Annotated in this window: 13 protein-coding genes, 1 other RNA gene and 1 pseudogene; 10 read left to right on the top strand and 5 right to left on the bottom strand. The window is 66.7% G+C overall.

All coding sequences use genetic code 11. The features are described 5' to 3' along the window. Positions 1-35: 35 nt before the first annotated feature. Positions 36-1,523: an efflux transporter outer membrane subunit gene (locus BRAD285_RS25415; protein ID WP_006611529.1), complete on the bottom strand. Its 1,488-nt coding sequence runs from the start codon at positions 1,521-1,523 to the stop codon at positions 36-38. A gap of 218 nt (positions 1,524-1,741) precedes the next feature. Between BRAD285_RS25415 and BRAD285_RS25410 the strand changes: the two genes are divergently transcribed. Beyond that, positions 1,742-2,509 (top strand): response regulator, encoded by a 768-nt coding sequence (locus BRAD285_RS25410; RefSeq protein ID WP_006611530.1) that lies wholly within the window; start codon positions 1,742-1,744, stop codon positions 2,507-2,509. Continuing rightward, entirely contained in the window at positions 2,499-3,872 is a 1,374-nt protein-coding gene (locus BRAD285_RS25405; protein WP_006611531.1) for an ATP-binding protein, read from the top strand. The genes BRAD285_RS25410 and BRAD285_RS25405 overlap by 11 nt, the downstream gene beginning before the upstream one ends. A gap of 78 nt (positions 3,873-3,950) precedes the next feature. On the opposite strand, the gene BRAD285_RS25400 is transcribed toward BRAD285_RS25405, so the two are convergent. Continuing rightward, positions 3,951-4,730, bottom strand: coding sequence for a DUF2147 domain-containing protein (locus BRAD285_RS25400; RefSeq protein ID WP_006611532.1), 780 nt, complete (start codon positions 4,728-4,730; stop codon positions 3,951-3,953). Between the two features lie 408 nt (positions 4,731-5,138). On the opposite strand from BRAD285_RS25400, the gene BRAD285_RS25395 reads away from it, so the two are divergent. Then, positions 5,139-6,317 (top strand): extensin family protein, encoded by a 1,179-nt coding sequence (locus BRAD285_RS25395; protein WP_006611533.1) that lies wholly within the window; start codon positions 5,139-5,141, stop codon positions 6,315-6,317. A gap of 303 nt (positions 6,318-6,620) precedes the next feature. Then, on the top strand, positions 6,621-6,875 hold the full coding sequence (locus BRAD285_RS25390) for a hypothetical protein (RefSeq protein WP_006611534.1): 255 nt from the start codon (positions 6,621-6,623) through the stop codon (positions 6,873-6,875). Positions 6,876-7,509: 634 nt separating this feature from the next. Here the strand turns inward: BRAD285_RS25390 and BRAD285_RS25385 are convergent. Then, positions 7,510-9,831 (bottom strand): TonB-dependent receptor, encoded by a 2,322-nt coding sequence (locus BRAD285_RS25385; RefSeq protein WP_035647997.1) that lies wholly within the window; start codon positions 9,829-9,831, stop codon positions 7,510-7,512. 188 nt (positions 9,832-10,019) lie between these two features. On the opposite strand from BRAD285_RS25385, the gene nikR reads away from it, so the two are divergent. Further along, positions 10,020-10,505 carry a nickel-responsive transcriptional regulator NikR gene (gene nikR / locus BRAD285_RS25380; RefSeq protein WP_006614044.1) on the top strand — a complete coding sequence of 162 codons (486 nt, stop codon included), beginning with the start codon at positions 10,020-10,022 and terminating at the stop codon, positions 10,503-10,505. A gap of 1,200 nt (positions 10,506-11,705) precedes the next feature. On the opposite strand, the gene BRAD285_RS25370 is transcribed toward nikR, so the two are convergent. Then, a complete protein-coding gene (locus BRAD285_RS25370; RefSeq protein WP_006610681.1) occupies positions 11,706-12,344 on the bottom strand; it encodes a TetR/AcrR family transcriptional regulator in 639 nt (212 codons plus the stop codon). Between the two features lie 187 nt (positions 12,345-12,531). Between BRAD285_RS25370 and BRAD285_RS25365 the strand changes: the two genes are divergently transcribed. The 3 genes from BRAD285_RS25365 to BRAD285_RS25355 all read left to right on the top strand — a co-directional run bounded on the left by BRAD285_RS25365 (position 12,532) and on the right by BRAD285_RS25355 (position 17,782). Continuing rightward, positions 12,532-13,848: an HlyD family secretion protein gene (locus tag BRAD285_RS25365; protein ID WP_006610680.1), complete on the top strand. Its 1,317-nt coding sequence runs from the start codon at positions 12,532-12,534 to the stop codon at positions 13,846-13,848. A 206-nt stretch (positions 13,849-14,054) separates the two neighbouring features. Further along, entirely contained in the window at positions 14,055-15,644 is a 1,590-nt protein-coding gene (locus BRAD285_RS25360; protein ID WP_006614111.1) for a DHA2 family efflux MFS transporter permease subunit, read from the top strand. Positions 15,645-15,964: 320 nt separating this feature from the next. Next, positions 15,965-17,782 carry an ABC transporter ATP-binding protein gene (locus BRAD285_RS25355; protein WP_035648027.1) on the top strand — a complete coding sequence of 606 codons (1,818 nt, stop codon included), beginning with the start codon at positions 15,965-15,967 and terminating at the stop codon, positions 17,780-17,782. 43 nt (positions 17,783-17,825) lie between these two features. Here the strand turns inward: BRAD285_RS25355 and rnpB are convergent. Continuing rightward, an RNA gene (gene rnpB / locus BRAD285_RS25350) (RNase P RNA component class A) lies at positions 17,826-18,251 on the bottom strand. A 139-nt stretch (positions 18,252-18,390) separates the two neighbouring features. Between rnpB and BRAD285_RS25345 the strand changes: the two genes are divergently transcribed. Together BRAD285_RS25345 and BRAD285_RS25340 are read left to right on the top strand one after the other, a co-directional pair. Further along, the gene (locus BRAD285_RS25345; protein ID WP_006614109.1) at positions 18,391-18,744 is read left to right on the top strand and encodes a YciI family protein; all 354 of its coding nucleotides are present in this window, start codon (positions 18,391-18,393) and stop codon (positions 18,742-18,744) included. Between the two features lie 22 nt (positions 18,745-18,766). Next, positions 18,767-20,012, top strand: a pseudogene (locus tag BRAD285_RS25340) (RNA polymerase sigma factor). Position 20,013: the final 1 nt, after the last annotated feature.

The following is a 20,013-nucleotide window of genomic DNA, read 5'->3' as shown; positions in this document are numbered from 1 at the left end:
CGGGCTACTTCGGACGCGGGTGAATCACTTGGGGGTCATCGGGGCGCAACGGCCCGGGCGAGATGCGGGCCAGTGCCGTTGTCGACGACTTCCGGCACCGAGCTGTCGATCGGGCCGGTCCAGCCGCCGCCGAGCGCCTTGGCCAGCGCCACGTAGTTCTTCGCCAATGTGGCGCGGCTCGCGAGCAGGCTGTCCTCGGCGGTGAATTGCGAGCGCTCGGCATCGAGCACGTCGAGGAAGGTGCTGGAGCCGGTCTGGTACAGCGAGCGCGACAGCTTGGCGGCCTCGCCATAGCGGCGCGCCGATTCCGTCAGGCTGCGAATGCGGATACGCTCCTGGCCGAGATTGACGATCGCGTTCTCGACGTCCTCCAGCGCGCTCAGCACGGCGCTGCGCCACGCCACGTGATACTCGTCGCGCTGCGCTTCGGCGACTTCGACGGCGGCCTGCAGCTTGCCACCGTTGAAGATCGGCAGCGAGACACTCGGGCCGATCGACCAGCCGATCGTCGAGCTCTTGCCGAGATCGCCGAGCTTGAGCGCTGATGTCGACACCGTACCGGTCAGGCTGACATCCGGATACAGCGCAGCGGTGGCCTGGCCGATCTTCGCGGTGAACTGCGCGAGCTGGCGCTCCGCCTTTCGCACGTCGGGACGCATCACCAGCACGTCGGCCGGAACGCCCTTCGGCAGCGGCAGGCGCGGCGAAGGGATCGGCAGGCTGCGCGACAGGCGCTGGCTGAGCGCGGTCGGATCGCGTCCGAGCAGCACGCCGAGCCGGTGCACCGCCTGCTGATAGCTCGCCTCATAGGTCGGGATGGTGGCTTCCGTGCTGGCGGCAAGCGCGGCGGCCTTGGCGGTGTCGACGGCCGAGGCCGAGCCGGCGTTCTGCTTGCGCTCGGTCAGCGCCGCAGTCTCGCGCTGCGAGGCGGCGGTGCGCCGCGCCAGCGCCACCCGTGCCTGGTAGGCGCGGGCATCGATGTAGTTGGAGGCGACGTCGCCGATCAGCGTCAGCAGCGTGGCGCGCAGATCGTCCTCGGCGGCATCGACGCCGTAGGCGGCCGCCTCGACGGCGCGGCGGTTGGCGCCGAACAGATCGAGCTCCCAGCTCGAATCGAAGCCGGCCTGGAACTGGCTGGTGGTGGAGGGCGCGATCGCGATGCCATTCGTGGCCGAGCCGGCGCTGCGGGTCTCGGTCGCCGAGCCGGTGCCGCTCACGGTTGGAAACAATGCGCCGGCGGCCTGGCGCTGGGTCGCGCGCGCCTCGCGGATGCGCGCCTTCGCGGCGGCGACATCGAGATTGTCGGCAACCGCTTCGCCCATCAGCTGATCGAGCAGGGGATCGCCGAGATTACGCCACCACTGCGCGAGCTTCAGCGTCGGCGCCGGCTGGCCGCGGTCGCTGCTCCAGCGCGCCGGCGTGCCGAAATCCGGCGTGATGTAGTCGGGCCCGACGGCGCAGCCGGCGAGCAGCGGCGTGGAGAGACAAAGAGCGAGCAGGACTGGCTTCACGGGACTTTGCATCGCGGTTCGGAAGGAGGCCGCGCCGGCTGGACGGCCACGCCGCAGGACTTCCCTGTTGATTGTTTGTCTGAACCCGGAAAGCCTTAGGCGCGATGGCCGTTGCGCAGGGTTAAGTCGCGTGACGAAATGTTTCCGCCTTAACAATACAGCTTGATTTCGCCACGATCGGGCGCGGCTTCGGGCTGTTCTTTTCGGCTAAAATCGACCATGTTCCGCGCATGATGTCGTCACACAATACCGCCGTGGCCGCAGACGCGAACATATCGGCAGCCGCGCGCATCCTCTGCGTCGAGGACGACCGCGAGATTGCAGCATTGCTCACCGAGCTGTTGCAGGAGCACGGTTTTGCGCCGCGCTTCGTCGCCTCGGCGGCTGCGATGAACGACGTCCTGCAGCGCGAGCAGGTCGATCTCATCATGCTTGATCTGATGCTGCCGGACGAGGACGGCATGAGCATCTGCCGCCGCCTGCGCCAGATCTCGACGGTGCCGATCATCATGGTGACCGCGAAGGGCGAGGACATCGACCGCATCCTCGGCCTCGAGCTCGGCGCCGACGACTATGTCGTCAAGCCGTTCAATCCGCGCGAGCTGGTGGCGCGCATCCGCGCGTTGCTGCGCCGCTCGCAGTTACATCCTGCCGTGATCGCTGCGCGTCAGGCCCCGATGAGCTTCGACGGCTGGCGCATCGAGCCGGCGACGCGCACGCTGTTCGATCCCGACCGCGTCAAAATCACTCTGACCAGCGCCGAGTTCGACATCCTCCTGGCGTTCTGCCGCAACGCCGGCCGCGTGCTGTCGCGCGAGCAGCTGATCGAACTGGCGCATGGCGGCCAGGCCGGCCCGGTCGAGCGCAGCATGGACGTCCACATCAGCCGCATCCGCCAGAAGATCGAGCCCGGCGCCAAGAGCTGGAGCATGATCAAGACCGTGCGCCTCGGCGGCTACGTCTTCACGCCAAGAGTCGAGACCCTCGATGAAGCCTGATAGCAAGAGCTGCCCTCGGCTCGGCCTCACCACGCAGATCGTGACCTTGGCGTCGTTGTCGGTGCTGTTCGGCATGGTGTTGATGATCGCGGCGGCGCTGTTGTTCCTCGATCCGCCGGACGAGCAGGAATCACCGGCCTACGGCATCGCGCGTGTCGCGGAGGCCGTGCATTTCGTTCGCGCCGCGAATGATCCCGTCGCCGTCGAGAGCAGCCTGTCGAGCCTGCGCAGCTCCGGCATCCAGGTCGAGCTGGTGCCGCTGACTGCGCTCACGCTGCTTGCGAAACCGGAGCGCAGTGTGCCGCTGACGTCGAAGCTCGCGCGCCGCCAGCTCGGCGTGCTGCGGGACGTCACCTTGCTGCACGGCGTCGGCTATGGCGCGGCGCCGCCGACCCAGATCATCGTCCAGGTCGATGGCGAGCGCGCGCTGGTGTTCGACGACGTGCCGCGGCTGGAGTTCTGGTCGATGGTGGTCAAGCCGGCCGCCGTCTTCCTCTTCCTCATTCTGATCCTCGGCGTGCTCTTGTCGATCTATGCCGCGCGCGCGATCATCCGGCCCTTGTCGGAGATGGCGCGTGCGGCGGCTGCGTTCGGCCGCTCGCCGGGCGCGCAGGAGCCGCTCGGCCGGCGCGGGCCGAAGGAGATCGTGCAGGTCGCCGACGCACTCAACGAGATGCAGGCCCGCATCCGCACGCTGCTCGACGACCGCACGCGGATGCTGGCGGCGATCAGCCACGATCTGCGCACGCCGCTGACCCGGCTGCGGCTGCGCTCGGACCGGATCGGGCAGGGCGACATGCGCAGCGCGATGCTGCGCGACATCGACCAGGTCAGCCGCATGCTCGACGAGACGCTCGATTACTTACGCGACGACACCAAGGCCGAGCAGCCGGCGCGCATCGAGCTGTCGAGCCTGCTGGAGACGATCTGCTGCGACTTCGCCGATGTCGGCCACGCCGTGAGCTATCGCGGCCCGCAGCGGCTGGTCTGCGAGGGCCGGCCGCGGGCGCTGTCGCGTGCGGTGACCAACGTGGTCGAGAATGCGGTCAAGCATGGCAGCGAGGTGATCGTCAGCCTGGACAGCACGGCAGAAGGGATCATCGCTATCGAGGTGGCCGATGACGGCCCCGGCATTCCGCAGGCGCTGCAGGCGCGGGCGCTGGAGCCGTTCGTCAAGCTCGACCAGGCGCGCTCCGCGGGCGGCTTCGGCCTGGGCCTGTCGATCGCGCAGGAGATCATGAAGAAGCATGACGGCGGCATCGCGCTGATGCCGAACACGCCGCGCGGCCTGCGCGTGCGGCTGTCGCTACCGCTGCGCGCGGCGCTGCCCGCCGCCGCGGCGATGCCGGCCAAGGTGGCGTGAGAGCGATCAAACAAAAGACCCCGCCGGAGGGACTGATCCCGGCGGGGTCTCTCATCGGCTGACGGCGGGGGGACGGCGTCAGCTGATCCGCTTCCAGGTCTGGCCGCCGCAGAACAGTCCGCCGAACGCGCAGCCCTGGACCCGCAAGGTGGTCGGGTTCTTCAGCACGATCGTGGAGTCGTAGTTGCCGCCGCCATCGGGATCATGGATGCGGCCGACCCATTTGCTGTCCTTCGGCTTCATGTTGATCAGGATCTTCTCGCGGGTCTTCTCGGCGAAGCCGCAGATATTGGTGCCGCACGGCTCGATGACGACATTGCCCTTGCCGCCCTCCGTGGCCCACAGGCCGAGCGGCGAGTTCGGATCGGCAGCCGGCGCGGGCGCCGGTGCCGCAACGGCCGGTGCGGCAGCGATGGTGGTGGGCGCGGGAGCAGGGGCAGGCACCGGCTGCACAGCTGGTGCGGTCGCGGCAATCGGTGCTGGCGGCACCGGCATCTGCATCGTCGTCGACGGCGCGACCGGGACGGGCGCGGCGGGCGGCGGCGCGGCGGCGACAGCGGCGGGCGCACTGACCTGCGGAGCTGCGACCGGCGCGGCAGGCGCACCAGCCGTCGGAGCCGGTGCAGCGGCAGCGCTGGCGGCAGGCGCCTTGCTCGCCGGCGTGTCGTCATCGTCGAACTTGGATTTCAGCCCGCTGAGATCGACGCCGGAGACCTGCAGGCAGGACAGCGACTGGCAGTTGCGCGGCATGGTCACGCGGATCTTGCGGCCGTCGAAATCGAACGCGATCGAGCTGCCGGCCTGCGCGGCGCTGCTCGCGATCAGAACGGCGGCTGCGGCCAGAAAGACGGTCTTCATGATGAACTCCCTCGGGGCGGCGTCGTGAACCTGAGGGAACTCTTAAGGCGCTGAGACCCGCCGATCTGTGACGCAGGTCACCGTCGCGTATGCGCCGGGCGGGCGATGCGGCAGGTCACGTGCGCGTCAGGCGCTGCGACCCTAGACCAGCCCGATCACGATTGCGCCAACGAAGGCAAACGCGGCATACGCGACGATCGTGCTCAACCGACCAGCAGGGGTCATGACACGGCTCCCGTTTTCAGCGTTTTGGAACTGCTGCCGAGATGAGCCTGTCCGCATCGGCAGAAAAGACAGCGCCGCTGCCGCTTATGTGGGTTTCGATCAGCTCGCGTGCCGCGATGGTTTCCGCTCCGTCAACGGACGACGTTGACAGCTCCTTAAGCAAATTGCCGCAAACCTCTGCAGATGACGCGCGGAGTTCGTTTGTATCTCGTCGGCTCCATCGTCCTTGTCTCGCTTGCGGGTTGCGGCCGTGGATTTTTCCAGGAGCGCGAACCGTGGCGGGCCGAGGCCGAGATCGCCTGCCTGAAATCAGGAGCGGTGAAGGAAAGCGCGGACATCGTCCGCATCGATCCGATCTCCGGCCCGGGCATGTGCGGCGCCGACTATCCGTTGAAGGTGGCGGCGCTCGGCGAGTCCACCGCGAGCTACGGCTTCGCCGACGAGAGCCTGCGCCCGCCGGGATCGATCGGCGGCCAACCGCGCTGGCCGATCAACAAACAGCCGCAGAGCTATCCGTCCTCGACCTATCAGCCGCAGCCCGCCTATCCGCCGCCGAATGCCGGCTATCCCGCGGCACCGGCTCAGCCGGGCTATGGCGCAGCGCCCGGCGCGCCGCTGCAACTGGAGCCGCCCGCCGGCGAGGACGACGTGAACCTGCCGGCCGACAGGTCGTATCCCGCCGCGCCGTATCGGGGCCAGCTGGCGCCGCGCGCCGCTTATCCGCAGCAGGAGCCGCCGCCGCGGCTCGGGCCGTCGCGCGATCCGATCGGCACCACGGGTCCGGTCGCGGTGAAGCCGACCGCGACGCTCGCCTGTCCGATCGTCTCGGCGCTCGATCGCTGGCTGGCGGAATCCGTGCAGCCGGCGGCGCAGCGCTGGTTCGGCCAGCGTGTCGTCGAGATCAAGCAGATCTCGGCCTATTCCTGCCGCGGCATGAACGGCAATCCGAGCGCGCACATCTCCGAGCACGCCTTCGGCAACGCGCTCGACATCGCAGCCTTCATCCTCTCGGACGGCCGCCGTATCACCGTCAAGGACGGCTGGATCGGCCTGCCGGAAGAGCAGGGTTTTCTGCGCGACGTCCAGGGTGGCGCCTGCCAGCAGTTCACCACCGTGCTCGCGCCGGGCTCGAACGTCTATCACTACGATCACATCCATGTGGACCTGATGCGCCGCGCCAGCCGGCGGCTGATCTGCCAGCCGGCCGCGCAATCCGGCGAGACGATCGCCGCGCGCGTCCAGCAGCGCCGCTATGGCTACGGCCAGCGCGATCCCGACGTGACGAGCTCGATCTCCTCGCGCAAGCAGCCCAAGTCGATCGGGCAATTGATCAACGAGGAAGACGAACTGCGCGATTACTGAGGCCGAGACTTGGGGGGAATCGCGCGGAGCGAATCGGTAAAGCTCAATTTGCTGGTCGCTGTTCGCGGCCCGACATAAGCCACTCGCTCGCCGCTTGTGCGCGTCTGTGGATTTCTCTTCCGCGGGATGAACGGAGTGCGCCTGCTGTCCCGCCCCGGAACGCAATCGCGACCAGCGCAACATGCGCATTAGGAGTCCGTTGACCATTTTTGCCGTCCGCCATTGGCCGACACTAGACCTGCCACACTCGCCAGGAACAAGGCGCGCGGGGTTCTGGTTGCACGCCGGATGGGAGTGGTGGAGATGGCTTTGTATCGCATCAAGGCGATTGGCTCGGGCTTCGAGGTCTGCACCGGCGAGCAGCCGATCCTGGTGTGCCGCTCGCTGAAGATCGCCCGCCGTGCCGTCGCCGATGCGCAGCGTCTCGCGCTGATGCCGCCGAAGCCGATTCCGTGGCGGGTGCCGCCGCCGAGTGAGAGCTGCAATGACCTCGGCGAGGCCGACGACACGGAGTTCGGCCTTGCGATCGTCGCGGACGGCCCGCCATTGTGCGGCTGAGGAATGGGTGGGCTGATGTGGCCCCGCGTGCTGTGGCTGCCCCCCATCAGCACAGGCGGTGCGCTCCCTCTCCCCGTTCTTCACGGGGAGAGGGTTGGGGTGAGGGGCAACCACACGAGCAGAGCAAGTAATGAGTTCGATTCCTGCTCACGCCAAATCTTGGTGATGCATCTGTTTGCTAGGCAAGGGCGAGAATAGCTCGCCGTTCACACCACCCGTGCCGCTGCCCCTCACCCCGACCCTCTCCCCGTGAAGAACGGGGAGAGGGAGCGTACCGCCGCTGCCGCGTGGACATTGATCTTCATCAGCATCGCTTCGGGCTGCCGAAGTCGACTCCTTATCAGTCCGAGCTCTTCTCCTCATGAAGCCGAGCTCTTCGCCAAGGCGACGGTGAGCTCCCCTCCCCCTTGCGGGGAGGGGTTGGGGGTGGGGGTCTGAGCGCTGAACTCAGTGAGTGCTCCGACCAGCTATCAGCGAGCGGAGAGCGCTACAGGACGCGTCGTGCTCTTCCAGGTATTGAGATCATCATGACGAGCGGAGTTCGGAGACCCCCACCCCCGACCCCTCCCCGCAAGGGGGAGGGGAGTGCACTGCCGTTGTCGCGAGAGCAGGGATGAACGTCGGCAGCGGCGAACTAGAACGTCCCCGCCACCGTCACCCGGAACGTCAGCGGCTCGATCGGGTGCAGGACGCGGTCCATGACGCCGGTCTGGCAGACCTGCGCGGGCACGCCCGTCGGCGCGCTGCCGTAGCAATCCTTGTAGAGCTGGTCCGTGGGCAGCAGCGAGCCGTAGCCATAGGAGATCTGGTTGGCTTTGGTGTTGAACAGGTTCAGCACGTCGAGCTGGATCCGCCAGCCATTGGCGTCGCGGAAGCCGACGCGGCCGTTGAACACGCTGGTCGCGGTGGAGCGGAAGTAGTTGTCTTCCGTCAGCGGCGTCGTGCCGAGATAGCGCCAGCGCAGGCCGCCGAACCAGCCGGTCTTTTCGCCGAGGTTGATGCCGGCCGAGGCGATCATCGATGGTGCGTTGGGGATGTAGTTGCCCGGTGCATTGCCGCGCAGCACCTCGGCCGGTGCGCCCAAGCCGACCAACTGGGCATAGGTCGTGGCCTGGTCGCTGTCGTCGCCGACGAAGCGCGCATGCGTCATCGCGAGGTCGGCGTCGATGTCGATCCACGAGGCCGGGCGATAATGGTTGGTCAGCTCGAAGCCGTAGCGCCGGCTCGGCCGGCTGGCCGAGGTGTCGCCGGCGTCGCCGGAGAACAGGATCTCCGAATCCTGGTTGAGCATGAAGAGGCTGAGCGAGGAGTCGAGGCCCGGAATGATGCGCGTGCGGACGCCGACCTCGGCGCCCTTGGTGCGCACCAGCAGCGGCGAGGAGTCCAGCTTGTTGTTCGCGTTGGCCGGATCCTCGGTCGTCGTCGCGCCGCGGGCGTCGTTGCTGTGCATGCCGTAGCCGGCCCCGAGGAAGAGCTCGGTCTTGTTGAACGGCCCGATCGTCATGCGGAATTTCGGGCTGCCGAGGCTCGCCGACGCGTCGCCGGTGTTGTTGCCGTTGGTCAGCGAATACACGTGCGTCTGGTAATAGTCTCCGCGATAGCCGACGGTGGTGCGCAGCCAGTCGGTCCAGCGCACCGTATTCTCGACATAGAGCCCGACGCTGCCTTCGCCGACCTTGTCGTTGCGCACCGTGCTCAGATAGTCGCGCTGCTTCGTGTAGCTCAGCGCCAGCGCGATGTCGTCATAACGGGTCTGGATGCCGAAGGTCGTCTCCATCGGCCGGCCGGCCAAGCTGCCGTTGAACGTCCGCGACGCATTGGCGCCGAGCATCAGCCGGTCGTCATGCTGGTGAAACTGGTCGCCATTATCCGGATCGCGCAGCCAATAGGTGAAGTTGTTGTAGAGATCGAGCTGGCTCTTCACCACATAGGCATTGGCCTTCCACGAGCCGGCATCGTCGGTGCCGGCGATGCGGCCCGACAACGCGAAGCGGTTGGTCTTGCCGCCATCGGTCGGATCATACGCGTCATAGCGGCCGAGATCGCCCGAAGTGATGGCGCGTTCCGGCACCTGGTCGGTCGAGGTCCAGCGGTTTGCATAGGCCATGCCGGTGATCGAAAAGCCGTCGGTCGCCGTGCCCTGCGAGTAGCGCATCAGGCCGTTGATCTTCTGGGCGTCATCGGGCGTGGTCCACGGCCCGTCATAGCGGCCGGCCTCGCCCGCGATCAGCAGATGGCCGTCGCCGACATGCACCGAGTCCATGCCGAAGAAGCGGCGATAGCCGAAGCTGCCGGCCGTCATCTGCGCGATCGCCTTCGGCACGGTGTCGATCAGGCCGATATGCACGCTGCCCACCGAGGCGAAGTCGCCCTCGTCGGCGAAGTAGGGTCCCTTGCGGACGTCGACGCGGCCGATCGTCTCCGGCATCAGCCAGTTGAGATCGGCATAGCCCTGGCCATGCGCATGGGTGCGCATGTTGACCGGCACGTCATCGACGAACAGCGCGAGATCGGTGCCATGGTCGAGATTGTAGCCGCGGAGGAAATATTGGTTGGCTTTGCCTTCGCCGGAGTGCTGCGTGACGATCAGTCCGGGCACGGCCTCCAGCACCTCGCCGGGGCGCGTCGCTGGCCGCGCGTTGATCTCTTCGCCCGTGATGACGGTTTCACTCGCCATGCTCTGCGCGTGGGCCGGACCCGAGCCAGCATTGGGGGCGCCGGACGGAGCAGAAGCGGCTGTGGTTGCGGAGGCCTGGCTCACCGGCGTCCGCGGCCCACCGGGATGCGGCCGCTGCGCCTCGCGCCGGATCGGCGGCTTGGGCTTCGGCCTGGTCGTCCGCCTCGGCGCATCGACGTCGACGGTCGGCAATTCGGCGGGGGCGCGCTCGGGATGCGCCTGTGCCTGAGGCGCCAGTGCCGCCATCAGTACGCCCACACTCGCCCCACGCCAACGCATCGTCGCCACGCCCTTCGGTCTCGCCGCGGGACATGCATCATCGTTGGCCGCGGGCCCTCATTGGCTCGCGTCACGCTCGCTTGGATCGCCCCGCTATCGAGTGTTAAAGAACGCTAAGGTGACACCAGTATGATGTCAACGAGCAAACATCATACTCGGGGAACGGTGTTGCCGCCGGGAGACGATGCATGCAGCGCCTGACGATCACCATCGACGACGATCTGCTCGCGGAGGTCGACGCCTTCATGGAAATGCGCGGCTACGACAACCGCTCGGAGGCGTTTCGCGATCTCCTGCGCAGCGGCCTGGAGAGCGCCAACACCGGGGCCAGCGACACCCGCCCGTGCATCGCCACCCTGAGCTACGTCTATGATCACGCCGCGCGCGAGCTGCCGAAGCGGCTGACGCAGGAGGCGCATGATCACTCCGGGCTGGCGCAGGCGACCCTGCACGTCCACATCGACCAGGAGAGCTGCCTCGAGGTCACCGTGCTCAAGGGCGCGCGGGCCGAGGTCAAAGCCTTCGCCGACCACGTCATCGCCGAACGCGGCGTCCGCCACGGCCACGTCGCGATGATGCCGATCGAGGCGGCCGCCGACCACGGACACGCGCACAGCCATTCGCACAGCCATAGCCATTCGCATTCCCATACGACGAAGAGCGGGAAGAAGTAGGAGTAGGGTGGGCAAAGGCGCGCCCCGATGCTGCTGATAGAACATTGTCCATCGCGCGCCGTGCCCACCGCGGTCTTTCGGTCGCGCACGGTGGGCACGGCGCGAGACAGCCTTGCGCGTCGACGCAGCGGAGCAGGCGCCTTTGCCCACCCTACACACGGATGTGCGGCAATCAGTCGGTCTCATACTCCGTCATTGCGAGGAGGAGTAGGGTGGGCAAAGGCGCGCCCCGATGCTGCTGATAGAAGTTTGTCCGTCGCGCGCTGTGCCCACCGCGGTCCTTCGGTCGGGCACGGTGGGCACGGCGCGAGACAGCCTTGCGCGTCGATGCAGCGGAGCAGGCGCCTTTGCCCACCCTACACACGGATGTGCGGCAATCAGTCGGTCTCATACTCCGTCATTGCGAGGAGGAGTAGGGTGGGCAAAGGCGCGCCCCGATGCTGCTGATAGAAGTTTGTCCGTCGCGCGCCGTGCCCACCGCGGTGTTTCGGTTGGTCACGGTGGGCACGGCGCGATACAGTCTTGCGCATCGATGCAGCGGAGCAGGCGCCTTTGCCCACCCTACGTACTGGAGCGACGTTCGCGAGTTACGAAAACAGCGTGCGCGCAGAAACTCATTTCCGCAACCCCATCAACATGATTTGCCCTGTCCAGTCCCCCGTGCAAAAATAGCCGCCTTCCATTTATCCGAATTCCATGGTTCACTGCCTCCATCCCGCCTCGATCGAAGAGGGACGTTTCGCGGTCGTCACGAGCGTTGGGGGTGGGGAGCGGTGGCCTGTCGGCGCGCAGCGCGCTGAAATCGCGAGCGGACGAACGCGACCGGCAGGACGGTGAAGTCGTAGGGTCCTGGCGCCCCGATGCTGGCGTCAAGTTCGTGGCGGATGCTTGAGGGCATCGCACGGGCGACGGTGGCTACAAGCCCGGACACCGGGGAGACTACGTATAATCCGTCAACCCATCGCGCAGGGAAGGCCGGGTCGTCTCGGCCAGACCTGTGGTACCTGCCGCCTGCATTTTTTTCCGCAGGCGGGCCACGGGCGCGGTCGGCGCCCGGCCTTCCCTGCGCCCTCCGATCACAAAGAGGGTGATCTGATTGCAGAGCTCGGGCGTCATCTGTCGCGAGAAGGAGAACGCATGTCTTTGGCAGACGTGATCGCGACCGACAGTGTCGCGAGCTTCAGCGCCGCCGGCAACAGCTCAGTTGTTGACACCATAGGTGGCGAGAAACATTCGCACGGCGCTCGAGACGACGCGGTGAACATCCTCCGGCGCCGGCGGCGGCGCGCCCTGGAAGATGAAAGGCAGGAACAGCGTCGCCTGGCACATCAGTTGGAATTGCGAGGCGGCGAGATGGCAGTCATCGATCGCGAGCTCTTTCGCCTCGACGCGGGCCTGCAGATAGGCCGCGAGCCGGTTGATCGTGCCCTCGATAACGCAATCATAATAGCGCCGGCCGACCTCCGGCATGCGCTCGGCAATCGCCATGACGGTGCGAATGGCCGAACCGCCGCCCGGCCGGCACACCACCGCGATCCAGGCACAGCCAAACTCGTACAGCACGGTGGCGGCATCCTGCGCCGGGTCGAAGCTGAAATTCGACGAGCCGCGATGGATCGTCTCCTCCGTGACGATTGCCTCGAACAGCCGGAACTTATCGGCGAAGTAGACGTAGAGCGTGCCCTTGGAGACGCCGGCGACGCGCGCGATCTCCCCCATGCTGGCGCCATCGAAGCCGAGGTCCATGAAGACCTTGCGGGCGCCGTCGAGGATCTGACGCCGTTTCGAGGAATCCTCGTCCTGCGTCACCGAGGTAGTGGTGTGGTCGCCCTCAATCATTGGTTCAGGCTGTTCCCGAAAAAGCCCGTCGAGGCAACGTCGCGACAGGACATGAGCGAGTATGTTGCGGTTGCGAAGATATAGATTGACCGAACGGTTCGGTCAATGATAGAGATCAAACTGACCGAACGGTTCGGTCGATTTCTTTGGGGCGAAGCGGCCCCGCTGCCATGGGTGGGAGTCTGTGATGGCTGCAGCGAGGGAACAGGCTGTGCGGGCACGCCGGCCAGAGGCGGAGAGTGCGCCGAGCCAGGCCAAGCCTGAGGCGGCCCGTCCTCAATCCAGCGAAGCGGCGGCGCGCAAACCCGACACCTCGGCCGACGTCACCGCAGAGGCGCCGGCCGAAAGGCCCGCGACGCCTGCCGGACCTCCCGCGGGACAGAAGCCCCAGGGCGCAACGGCTGCGCCGCCGAAGTCGGGCAAGCGCAAGCGCGTGCTCGCCGGCATTGGCCTGCTGCTGGCGCTCGCCGCCGCGGGCTACGCCACGCACTATTTCCTCGTCGGCCGCTTCATGGTCTCGACCGACGATTCCTATGTCCGCGCCAACAACACCATGCTCGGCGCGCGCGTCTCCGGCCACATTCATGAGATCGTGCCGCGCGACAATGCGGTGGTGCGCAAGGGCGACGTGATCTTCCGCATCGACGACGGCGACTACAAGATCGCGGTCGACGCCGCGCGGGCCAAGATCGCGACCCAGGAAGCGACCATCGCCCGCATCGGCCGCCAGGTCGCCGCGCAGCAGAGCGCGGTCGAGCAGGCGCAGGCCAACCTGACCTCGTCTGAGGCCGCGATGAAGCGCGCCGGGCTCGACTATGAGCGCCAGCAGGCGCTGAGCACCAAGGGTTTTGCATCGCACGCGACCTTCGAGCAGTCGGAGGCTGCGCGCGACCAGGGCCTGGCCGCGGTGCGCGCGGCCCGCGCCGCGTTCGATGCCGCCCGCGACAATGTCGAGGTGACCAAGGCACAGCAGGCCGAGGCAGAGGCGCAACTCGCCGAACTGAAGACCTCGCTCGCCAAGGCCGAGCGCGATCTCGAATTCGCCACCGTGCGCGCGCCGGTCGACGGTACGTTCTCGAACCGTCTGGTCAACACCGGTGACTTCATCGCCGTCGGCCAGCGCCTCGGCAACGTCGTGCCGCTGGACGACGTCTTCATCGACGCGAACTTCAAGGAAACCCAGCTCAAGCGCATCCGTCCGGGCCAGCCGGTGACGATCAAGGTGGACGCCTACGGCGCGCGCGGCTTCAAGGGCGCCGTCGACAGCATCTCGCCGGCCGCGGGCTCGGTGTTCACCCTGCTGCCGCCGGACAACGCGACGGGCAATTTCACCAAGATCGTGCAGCGTCTCCCAGTCCGTATCCGCGTGCCGAAGGACGTCGCGCGCCAGAACCTGCTGCGCGCCGGCATGTCGGTCTACGTCACGGTGGATACGACCGACGGCGCCAAGGATGCCGACAACGACGGCGACCTCGACGCACCGGCGACGGTGCAGGGGAAGTAGTACGTTGATCTAACTGATGCGATTGCATTCGCTGTTGCGTCATCGGCAGTGAACTCCCTCCCCCCTTGCGGGGGAGGGTTGGGGTGGGGGGTCTCCGGGCGACACTGCCGCCGGGGACCCCCACCCCCGACCCCTCCCCGCAAGGGGGAGGGGAGTAGACCGACGGTGCCGCGGCAGTCGTGCTTCTCTCGACAGAGAACAACACCATGGCCACCGCCACCACAGCCAATCCCACCGTGAGCGCGCCGGCGGCGCCGTCGGATCGCATTGCGCCGCGGCGGCTGATCGCGTTCCTGATCATGGTGTTCGGCATGTTCATGTCGATCCTGGACATCCAGATCGTGTCGGCGTCGCTGACCGAGATCCAGGCCGGCCTGTCGGCGAGCTCCAGCGAAGTGTCCTGGGTGCAGACTGCCTATCTGATCGCCGAGGTGATCGCGATCCCGCTGTCCGGCTTCCTGTCGCGCGCTCTCGGCACGCGGCTGCTGTTCGCGATCTCGGCCGCCGGCTTCACCATCTCAAGCTTCCTGTGCGGCTTCGCTTCATCCATCGAGCAGATGATCCTGTGGCGCGCACTGCAGGGCTTCCTCGGCGCCGGCATGATCCCGACCGTGTTCGCCTCGGCCTACACGGTGTTTCCGCGCTCCAAATTCCACATCGTCGGTCCCATCATTGGTCTCGTCGCGACGCTCGCGCCGACCGTGGGCCCGACCGTCGGCGGCTACATCACCGACGCGATGTCGTGGCACTGGCTGTTTTTCGTCAACATCCCGCCGGGCATCCTGATCACCATCGGCGTGCTGGCGCTGGTCGATTTCGACGAGCCGCATTTCGAGCTGCTCGAGCGCTTCGACTGGTGGGGCCTGTTGTTCATGGCCGGCTTCCTCGGCTCGCTCGAATATGTGCTGGAGGAGGGGCCGCAATATGAGTGGCTGCAGGACACCTCGGTGGCGATCTTCGCCGCAGTGTGCGCGGTGTCCGCGATCGGATTCTTCTGGCGCGTGCTGACGGCGGACGAGCCGATCGTCGATCTCTACGCCTTCGGCAACCGCAATTTCGCGGTCGGCTGCCTCCTGCAATTCTGCATCGGCATCGGCCTCTACGGCCTGACCTACATCTATCCGCGCTACCTCGCCGAAGTCCGCGGCTACAGCGCGCTGATGATCGGCGAGACGATGTTCGTCTCAGGCGTTGTCATGTTCCTGATGGCGCCGGTGGTCGGCCGCCTGATGGTGAAGATCGACATGCGGCTGATCATCGCCTTCGGCCTGATCATCTTCGCGATCGGCTCCTATCAGATGACCGGCATCACCCGCGACTACGACTTCTGGGAGCTGTTCCTGCCGCAGGTGATGCGCGGCGTCGGCATGATGTGCGCGATGGTGCCGACCAACAACATTGCGCTCGGCACGCTCGCGCCCGACCGCGTCAAGAACGCGTCGGGCTTGTTCAACCTGATGCGCAATCTCGGCGGCGCCGTCGGGCTCGCGATCATCAACCAGGTGCTGAACGATCGCACCGACCTGCACATCTCGCGCCTGCACGAGCGCGTGAACTGGGGCAACGCGACTGCCGTCGAAACGCTCAACATGCTGCAGCAGAAGCTGCAGGGCATGGGCGACTCGGCGCTGATGGCGATGAAGCAGCTGTCGCAGATCGTGCACCGCCAGGCCGTGGTGATGGGCTATGGCGATGCGTTCTTCATGCTGACCTGCTTCTACATCGCGCTCAGCTTCATGGTGCTGCTGCTCAACAAGCCGAGCTCGCCGATGGCCGGCGGCGGCGACGCACATTGACGTGAGAAGCCCGCGCGACGACCGCGGGTTGCCAAATCGTACCGTCGATGGTATGGAACACGAATTGCCGCTCGAACCGGGGAGATCTGCATGACCACATCGCATCTGCAGACCGCATGCACCCGGTCGATGCTCGCGCTTTCGACCGCTGTTCTCTCGACATCCGCGCGGTCGATGCCGGTCCTGGTAGTCCGTCGCTCGCATTGAGCGCCACCACTTCACTTCCCAACGCCTGATACTTCATTCGCAGACCGCGCGCGTCGTCGTGTCTGCCTCATTTGGAGCCGGTCCTGCGCCCGCGAGCGCGGCCGGATGATGCCATGACCCTCAACGTCTCCGGCCTGAAGGCCGACAAGCGTCCCGCCGCGATCCGCGTCGTGATTCCGTTCGTCACCCGCCACTGGCTGAAGCAGCCGCGCATGACGCTCGGCATCGCCGTGTGCCTGCTCGGCGCCACCGCCGCCGATCTGTTCATGCCGCTATTCTCCGGCAAACTGGTCGACGCGCTGACGCTCGGCCCGGCCAATGCCGATGCACGACACTCGGCGCTGGTGTCGTTCGCCGCCATCGTCGCGCTCGGCTTCGCTTCGATCGTGCTGCGATTGTCCGGGCTGCAACTGATCGTGCCGTTCACGCTCCGCATCATGTCGGACGTGGCGCGCGAGGCCTTCGTGCGCGTGCAGCGCTTCTCCACCGACTGGCACGCCAACAGCTTCGCCGGCTCGACGGTGCGCAAGATCACCCGGGGCATGTGGGCGCTCGATCTCTACAACGACACCATCCTGCTGGCGCTGCTGCCGTCGCTGTCGGTGCTGCTCGGCTCGATGGTGCTGCTCGGCCTGCATTGGGGCGCGCTGGGCGGGGTGATCGCCGTCGGGGCCGTGCTGTACACGGCGATGACGGTGGTGTTCTCGACCCGCTACATCGCACCGGCCGCGCGGATCTCCAATGCCTGGGACACCAAAGTTGGCGGGACGCTGGCGGATGCGCTGAGCTGCAACGCGGTGGTGAAGTCGTTCGGGGCGGAGGCGCGCGAGGACGGCCGGCTGATGCGCGTCGTCAACCGCTGGTCCCGTCGCGTCAACCGCACCTGGCTGCGCTACAACACCACGGCAGCCGTGCAACTGGGCGTGCTGCTGTGCCTGCGCTCGTCGGTGATCGGCGGCGCCGTGCTGCTGTGGATGGCGGGCAGGGCCTCGCCGGGCGACGTCACCTATGTGCTGACCAGCTACTATGTGATTCACGCTTACCTGCGCGACGTCGGCATGCACATCAACAACCTGCAGCGCGCGGTCAACGACATGGACGAACTGGTGGCGATCCACGGCGAGCCGATCGGCATTGTCGATGCCGCCGATGCCAAGGCGATGACGGTGAGCGGCGGGCACATCGTGTTCGATGCGGTGACGTTCCACTATGGCGGCCATCGCACGCCGCTGTACGACCGGCTGTCGGTGGACATCCGGCCGGGCGAGCGGATTGGCCTCGTCGGGCGCTCCGGCTCCGGCAAGACGACGTTCGTCAAGCTGGTGCAGCGGCTGTACGACGTCAGTGGCGGAAAAATCCTGATCGATGGCCAGGACATTGCGCACGCGAAGCAGGATTCGTTGCGCAGCCAGATCGCCATCGTGCAGCAGGAGCCGATCCTGTTCCACCGCTCCCTGGCCGAGAACATTGCCTATGGCCGCCCGGGCGCCAGCCAGGCGGAGATCGAGCAGGCGTCGCGGCTTGCGAACGCGCATGAGTTCATCACGCGCCTGCCCAAAGGCTACGGCACCCTGGTCGGCGAACGCGGTGTGAAACTGTCAGGCGGCGAGCGGCAGCGGGTCGCGTTGGCGCGGGCGTTCCTGGCGGATGCGCGGGTGCTGATCCTGGACGAGGCGACCTCGAGCCTCGATTCGGAATCGGAGGCGCTGATCCAGGAGGCGATGGAGCGGCTGATGAAAGGTAGGACGGCGATCGTGATCGCGCATCGGCTGGCGACGGTGCGCAGCCTCGACCGCATCCTGGTGTTCGACCGCGGCCGCATCGTCGAGCAGGGCAATCACGCCGCGCTCGTCGGCCGGCCCGGCGGGCTGTACCGCAGCCTGTTCGAGCGCCAGGCCACCGAGTTCGGCCAGCTCTCGGCCGCAGGCTAAAATGGTGAGGGGCCCGACGCTTGAGCGTCGAGCCCCTCATGAACATATCAGCCGGCCTGTAAGCCGGGTTCTGTAGGGCACCGCCAAGCTAGCGCATGACGATACGTGACGGCCATTCCTCTGGGATCGCGCTTGCGCGAGACCTCGGGCAACCTACCCGGACGGCGAGCCTGACATCGCTCCCGCGGACGTCATCGTCGAAACGATTGTCTCCGCGTGGCCGTCCCTATTCGGTTTTGCTCCCGGTGGGGTTTACCATGCCGGTTCCGTTGCCGGCCCCGCGGTGCGCTCTTACCGCACCTTTTCACCCTTACTGCCTCCCTTGCGGGAAGAAGCGGTTCGTTCTCTGTGGCACTGTCCCTGGGGTCGCCCCCGCCGGACGTTATCCGGCACCGCATGTCGATGGAGCCCGGACTTTCCTCCCCGGCGGCCTTTCGGCACCTGCCGGAGCGGCCGTCCGGCCGACTGACGCGCTGTGAATGGGGCTTTGCAGCCGGCGCGTCAAGCCGTCGCCGCGCCGGCGAAAAATATTATCCTGCGCGTGTCGTTCCGCGTCGACGTCGTTCGACTGGATGTCGGCGATCCACCCGAAGAGAGGAGCAAGTCCGATGCAGTACCTGTTGATGATCTATCTCAACGAGGTCGAATACGCGAAGATGGAGAAGGAGGCCGAGGGCAAGATGCTCGCGGAGTATCAGACCTTCACGCAATCGATCATCTCGAGCGGCAATTATAAGGGCGGCGACCGTCTGCAGCCGACGTCGACCTCGACGACGGTGCGGGTCCGCGATGGCAAGATCCTCACGACCGACGGTCCGTTTGCAGAAACGCGCGAGCAGCTCGGCGGCTACTACATGATCGAGGCCAAGAACATCGACGAGGCGATCGGCATTGCCGCCCGGATTCCGGGCGCCCGGCTTGGGTCCATCGAGGTCAGGCCGGTCTGGCAATACAATCATTGAACCCAGCGCTGCGGCCGACGAGATGACGCCCGGTGCCATTGAAAAGGCGTTCCGCGACGAGTCCGGTCGCGCGCTCGCGACCCTGATCCGGCTCGTCGGCGACTTCGATCTGGCCGAAGACGCGCTGCAGGACGCGTTCGCGACAGCGCTGCTCACCTGGCGGGGATCCGAGATCCCCGCCAATCCGCGGGCGTGGCTCGTCAATGTCGCCCGCAACAAGGTGATCGATCGGATCCGGCGCCGGCGCAACTTCCGCGACAAGGAAGCCGAGATCGTCCACGCCATCGAGCGCGACGCCGCCAGCGAGGATGTCGAGGCGCCAGCCGATCTCGACGACGACATGCTGCGGCTGATCTTCACCTGCTGCCATCCGGCGTTCGCGCCGGAGGTGCAGGTGGCGCTGACCTTGCGCACGGTCTGCGGGCTGACCACGGCCGAGGTCGCGCGTGCATTTCTGATCAGCGAGGAGGCGATGGCGCAGCGTCTCGTACGTGCCAAGCAGAAGATCCGCCTCGCTGGCATTCCCTATGAGGTGCCCGGGCGCGAGGCTCTGGACGAACGCCTGCGCGGCGTCTTGACGGTCATCTATCTCGTCTTCACCGAGGGCTATCTCGCGACCTCCGGCGCCGAGTTGATCCGGCATGATCTCGCCTGCGAGGCGATCCGGCTTGGCCGTCTCTTGCTCGGCCTGATGCCGGAGGCGCGCGACATCAGAGGCCTCCTCGCCCTCATGCTGTTGCACGATGCGCGCCGTGCGGGGCGAACCGATGCCTCGGGCGACATCGTCCTGCTCGAGGAGCAGGACCGCTCCACCTGGAATCGCGCGCAGATTGCCGAAGGACTGGCGCTGGTCGAGCAGGCCCTGAGCGTCAAAGGTCGGCCACAGCCCTATACGGTGCAGGCGGCGATCGCCGCGCTCCATGCGCGGGCGCCGAGCTACGAGCACACGGACTGGCGTCAGATCGTCGGCCTGTACGAGGTGCTGCTGCGGATCCGCGCCATCCCCCGTCATCGAGCTCAATCACGCAGCCGCGGTATCGATGGTTGATGGCCCGGCGCGAGCGCTTGCGTTGGTCGATTCCCTGGTGGGGCGGGGGGGATTGAAGCAATACGACCTGTTGCCCGCGGTCCGCGCGGATCTGTTGCGGCGGCTCGACCGACGCGATGAAGCTCGCGCAGCGTATCGCGAGGCGAGCGACGCAACGCAGCTCGTCCCGCTCAGGCGGCTCTACGCGCGCCGGCTTCGGGAGCTCGATGCGCCGTCTTAAT

Source organism: Bradyrhizobium sp. ORS 285 (assembly GCF_900176205.1).
GTDB lineage: Bacteria > Pseudomonadota > Alphaproteobacteria > Rhizobiales > Xanthobacteraceae > Bradyrhizobium.
Note: the sequence above shows the minus strand (reverse complement) of the source record. Positions and strands in the feature narration are given on the sequence as shown.